Source organism: Chamaesiphon polymorphus CCALA 037 (genome assembly GCF_003003845.1).
Lineage (GTDB): Bacteria > Cyanobacteriota > Cyanobacteriia > Cyanobacteriales > Chamaesiphonaceae > Chamaesiphon > Chamaesiphon polymorphus.
This window is the reverse complement of the sequence record NZ_PVWO01000389.1, coordinates 1-5,634: the sequence shown is the minus strand read 5'-3', so window position 1 is coordinate 5,634 and position 5,634 is coordinate 1. Positions and strand designations below refer to the sequence as shown.

The following is a 5,634-nucleotide window of genomic DNA, read 5'->3' as shown; positions in this document are numbered from 1 at the left end:
GCATTAAGCCACTTCCCACTTTCGCCGCCGCTCTACCCCCTACCCTACCAGCTCCCCGTGCCGCTCCCCGTGCTGGTGCGCTCGTAAGTGAATTCATCGCCCCAGCTAGAGCCAGAGCCGAACCTTGACAATAGAAGAAGGTGAGGAAGGGAGCGTAAATTGCCATTAAAATGCCGATCGTAAAAATCCCCAAACTCGCCAGCCCCGTCTGGCTCTGCGCCCAGAGATTCAAGTAGACAATGATACCGACGATAATTGCAAAACATAGTTTGGCATTGACTAACAACCAAAAATTACCAAACCAATTTTTAATCGGTGCGGGGTCGAATAATGATAGTGCGATATTAATTGGAAATGTGAAGCCGAATACTAATAATGTCAGTTCTAAGGCGATATAAAAGGCGATCGCCAAGCAGGTAAATACGAGCTGAATTAAACTTTCAAACGCATTAGAAATGGCACTACCCATCGACTTAATCGAGTCCCCGACCTTGCCAATAATATCCCATTTAGCCTTCTCATCGATCGTCCCGTCTGACGTGCCAGATGGTGGCGTTATGGTATTCGACCCCGAAGTGGCTGAATTACTGGCTGGTTGTACCCCCGCAGCGTTATTGAGATCTATTTGAATCTCAGCTATTTTGGCATTAACTACCGGATCTTGTTCGGGATTGGCAGCTACACTTTGTTTTAAATTATCTAGTGCTTGTTGAAAACAGGCAGTTTGGGCTGCGGGAGCGCATTTTTTTAACTCATCTTCAAATTTAACAAAATAGGATTGGGCGAGATTCGTGCCATTGAGACTTCTAGTTGCTTGTAATTTTTCAAAATCGAAGGAAATCCCCTGCATGATCGTATCGGAGATCGAGTTAGTAAAATTCCGCATTCCCAGTACCGTATACATGGCTAACTGTCCGCTATTCCATAGCATTAGCAGTACTAAGATTAATACCATTAGAAAACCGACGACTTTTTCGGTATCTAAAGTTTTAGCTTTAATTTCTAGTAGAAAATAATAACCGCGATAAATTACGCCGATGCCCGCGATCGTTAATGATACTTGTGCGACCCGTCCGAAGATCCCCATTTGAAAAACATTCGACCAGAATTCTTTGGCGAAGTTTGTGGCTAAAGCAGAACCAGTCGCAGCGGCTTGGCTAAAGTTGGCGGCGGCTAATAAATGTGGATTTAGTAATAGTGGATCGGGCATGGTTTTGGGAGTGGGGGAAAGGGGAAAGGGTAAAGGGTAAAGGGGGATCGACCTTTTACTCGGATCTCGATCGATGTATCTGTGCTATTGGCTGTGTGAGGGGAAAAAGGGGTAAAGGATAGATGGTGAGCGTGTCCCTTTACCCTTTACCCTTTCCCTTTAACTCTTACTCTTCGGTTTGACCGCACCCACCATCCCCTGGATGATGGAGTTAGTATTTTGGACTTCATCTGTCAATCGCTGACTCGCCCGATCTTCGGTTTCTTGGCGGCGAATTCGCGCTGTTGCATCGGTTGATGCTTGCGAAAGTTGGGCGGCAGTTAAGGTTCTCTGTTCGGCGGCAATGCGAACGCCTTCGGCATTAATCGCTCCTTGCTGTCCGATCTGTTGACCGATCGAGTTTAATTGGTCGAGTGAGTTATCGTAGGTTTGAGCGGCTTGATATTGCATTCCCGCTGCATTCAAGTTCGTGCCTAAGACTCGGCTTTGGAGGGCTGCTTGACCGGAAACACCGTTCGCACTCTCAGCAATTACCTTGCTCGATGTGGCGGAGATTGCATCTAATTGAGTCAGCGATCCGTTGGCGGGATTGGTGTTGACGGCGATCTTTGCGACTGCTTGTTGTGCCTGGACGTTGGTGACGGTAGTAGAAATATCGCTGGCTGACGTGGTGTTGGCGAGTGTGGTATCGATGCTGCCGATATTGGGATTGGTTTGTTTTGATAAAATGGTGGCAGCTTGAGTCGCACCTTGTCCGTAACTATCGGTAATAGTCTTAATTGCCGTCTGTTGAGCCGTAGCCTGAGCGGTGGCAGTATTCGGGCTACTATTACCACCAAAGAAACCAGCGATTGTCTTCCCAATTCCACCTAATGGGTTATTGGGATCGTTCATCAGGTTCGTAAATGCCGTGCTGGCCATTGTTGTCAAATCGCCAATCCCAGAAGCTATTTTGGATTGGATTACTCCGTTTGCCATCCCCCCAACAAAAGGGATCTTGCTTAATGTGGTACTAATTCCTGCCGTTTGTTGGGTTGCTGCGGTGGTGAGTGCTCGATCGCCCGATTGAATCGCGCCAGTTCCGGCGGTGGTGACAGTGGTAGTCACAATCCCTTGTGCTGCCGTTCCTACTGTCGTGCCCACGCCTGATGGGATCGGGCTATTAGTTGTCGGCGTGGCGGTTGGTGTCGGTGCAGTTACTGAGGGTGTGACTGTTGTTGTATTTGGTACGGTCGTCCCATTTACAACGGTCGTCGTGTTTTGGGGCGGGATGGGAACGCTAATCCCATCGATCTCAACAGTTTGAGTAGTGGTAGTTGTGACGCTACCAGTCGCTGATGCCGAAGCTTGCGCGTCGCCTAGCGGCGATCGAATGGTGCCCAGTAAGGTTAACCCAAAGATAATGATTGAAAGCAGTCGTTTTTTCATGGATGTTGTTTGAGCTATACAGGTAGTAATTCCGAAGCATACTGAGCCAATCCGATAATTGGATGCTCGGCTTGCTCCAGCAGTGCTTGACGGCGTTCGACTTCATGGACGTTATTGACAACAGCCGCCAAGGTACCGGAGCTGGCATAAATCCGTGCCCAGGTAAAACTCCGTCCATCTAACATCAACCAGTTAGAGTAGCCCCAACCGCGATTGGGAACGTATGCTTCGGTGAGATTGGGCGCGAGTAGCTCCAGCGGAATCTTCATAACTTCGGAGATCGCATCTACCGATTCTGGTTGGATGCGTCCGACTAATTTGATATCGCAGTTAGCGAGGATCTGTTCGCCGCCAGCGCAAGTTTTAATCGAGTGAACTTCTTGTGCGGCTAGCATTACTCTGATCCCAGCTTTGGCGGCAATTGCCAACAACCGACCGATCATCAATGCTAGTGCAGGGAATTTGAGTAGGGCAGCAGCTTCATCCAAAAATAGTACCGATTTAGGATTGCTGTAAGCGCGGCGGATGGCTGTTGCATAAGCAACCGTCGCCAAGATCGCCATATCCTCCGCGTTGGCTACTCCTCGAATTGCCATCACGAATAACTGGGAGTCGGTTTTGAAAGTAGAGGGACGACAAAACGCTTGTCCCGTTCGGCTCTGCGTCCAAGAACGCAGTTTAGTGACGATATAACTCAAGGCTTTGAGTTGTTCTGGTTCGGTAATATTGACTCGTTCCGGCGAGCAGAAACCGATGAAGTCTTCTAACACTGGGTACTTTTGCCATGCGTCACTACCAATGCCCCCCTTAATCGCCGCAATATACCGCGATTGGATTTCACGAGCGGCGAAGAATTTGGTCAGAACTAATGTGAGTAAGGATCTGATTAAATCTCGAAACATTGGCTCGAACGTATCGGGATTAGAACCAGTCACCAGCATTTGGAGGATTTCTAACAGGGTTTCTTGGGAATCCTTGCGTCGATCTTCCCGATCTTCGGGCGATAGGTACGAGAGATCGGACACCTCGAAAATATTGCTGCATTCCGAACCCACGTCGAAGAACGCTCCACCCAATAGCCGCGCGTAATCGCGGAAAGTAGAGGCTTCTTTAGTCGGCGGGCAGTCGATAATCGTCACTGGCAGATTATTCGCTAATGCGCCGTTGAGCATCCCCGTGGTGGAAACAGATTTACTCGCTCTGGTAGTGGCAATCCACAGGATATGGTGGTGGTTATTGATGATGTCGATGTATAGCGGTACGCCGCCATCGTTGGAGATTAGCTCGAAGCCACCTTTGTCATAGGTGTTAATTAACGCCAGCGAGACAGTCCCCGCCACATAATTGGTGAACACCTTGCTCTCGCGACTGAAAGGACGAGATAGTGCCATATCCCAAGCTACAGGGAACGTTTGCAACCACGTCCACCAAGTGTATGTATACTCGCGGTGTAAATGGGCGGGGTAGAGGAATAGAGATTTGAGGTAATCGCAAGCGCGATCTAACTCCTCTACCGTATTGCGATGGACGAGGAATGTCGATGACATCGATAGTTCGACACCACCTTTATGGAGGATTTCTTGAGCCTCGATCGCTTCTAGGGCATTGAGGTTTGCCCCAACGTTAATATCTCCTTCCGCTGCCGCTTTTTCTGCTTTGTACACCTCTTCATCGGTGAGATCTTTGAGCTTTTTGCGACTGATACTTTGACTGACTTTAGCGATCTGAGCGATGTGTTCGATATCGTAAACGCTATCTTCCCCTAACTTATTCCACAGGTAAGTGAGCGCATCTAATTTGTCACTCCATTCATCTGGTTGGTCTAACATCGACATCACGCCGACGAACTTATTTTTGACTTTCACCCAGCGATAATCTGCCGTCGGTAAGCTAGATTCTTCGTCGATTAAAATCGATAGGGGATGGAGGGGACGATAAATATTTTCGGTGGCCGTCTTCCCATTGAAAAAGATCCGTTGGGGGACGGGCGGCGCGGGTGTGGAATTAACTCGCGCCCATAAATCTTGCCACAACTCTTGAGTACTTAAAGCTCTGACCCCCAGCCCCATCTTATTAGATAGGATCTGTTCCCACAAATAGAACGCATTGACACCAGCTACTAAGAACTCAGTGAATTCGCGGGACTGGGCGATCTTTTCGGCTCCTGAAAACTTAGCGAACATTTTATAAAGACCTTTGCCAAAAGCTTCGATTTGGTCGTCTTTGACATCGGCTTCGGGGTCGAAGGTAAAGGTTGCAAATAAGGTCAGCGATTTGGGTTTTCTCATCCCCTTGTCTGTCAGAGTTTGCAACCGTTTTTGTTCGGTCATCATGATGTATTTCAACACATCTGACTGACAATTTTCGACCGTTTTGGATAACTCCTGCATTCGGGCAGTGTTATCGACAAAGGATTTCATGTGGATCGTTAATACCTCACCCTCTGGCAAATCCTTAAACCCAGCGGATAACCTGTTATAAATCGGATCGATCCTGCCCCACGGTAAATTGGGGTGAATGCCATCGCATTGAAACCCAAATACCAGTCGATACTTGCGCTCGGTAATCTGAAGTAAATACGCACCAAATTGTCGCCCATTGCAATCGAAATCGATATGGGTGACTAAATCTAGTTCTCCTTCGATCGGAAATAGTAATTCTGGCTTCTCCCCAGGGCGACAGACTTGTTGGACTGGTTTAGGGCGTACGAACATCGGAATCTTCTGCTGGGGGTAAGGGCGAACGATAGGGAAGATTGGCGCGGATATAGCGAGGTGGTTTGAATGCCAACCCGACAAATTGCCACACGCCTTTGAGGGTGAGGGCGACCCAAGTGCCATCGACGACGACAACAGCAAGGGCGAATACTTGCCAGCCCAGATTGAAGATCTGGATTAAAAATAGATACAGCAGTAAGTCCAAGCCCAGGGCGATGATAAATACATCCGCAGGAATTCCGGCAATCCCTGGCTTACGGCTGAGAATGCGGTTGACTC

The 5,634-nt window shown here is 48.5% G+C and carries 4 protein-coding genes; all 4 read right to left on the bottom strand.

The window, feature by feature from the left end:
- The coding region (locus tag C7B77_RS22545; protein ID WP_106310175.1) for a hypothetical protein at positions 1-1,210 on the bottom strand (1,210 nt) is incomplete at its 3' end.
- Between the two features lie 159 nt (positions 1,211-1,369).
- Positions 1,370-2,638: a hypothetical protein gene (locus C7B77_RS22540; RefSeq protein ID WP_245894315.1), complete on the bottom strand. Its 1,269-nt coding sequence runs from the start codon at positions 2,636-2,638 to the stop codon at positions 1,370-1,372.
- 14 nt (positions 2,639-2,652) lie between these two features.
- Complete coding sequence (locus C7B77_RS22535) at positions 2,653-5,352, bottom strand: TraM recognition domain-containing protein (RefSeq protein WP_106310172.1); 2,700 nt, start codon at positions 5,350-5,352, stop codon at positions 2,653-2,655.
- A partial coding sequence (locus C7B77_RS22530; protein WP_106310169.1) for a hypothetical protein occupies positions 5,336-5,634 on the bottom strand: 299 nt, incomplete at its 5' end. The genes C7B77_RS22535 and C7B77_RS22530, both read right to left, overlap by 17 nt.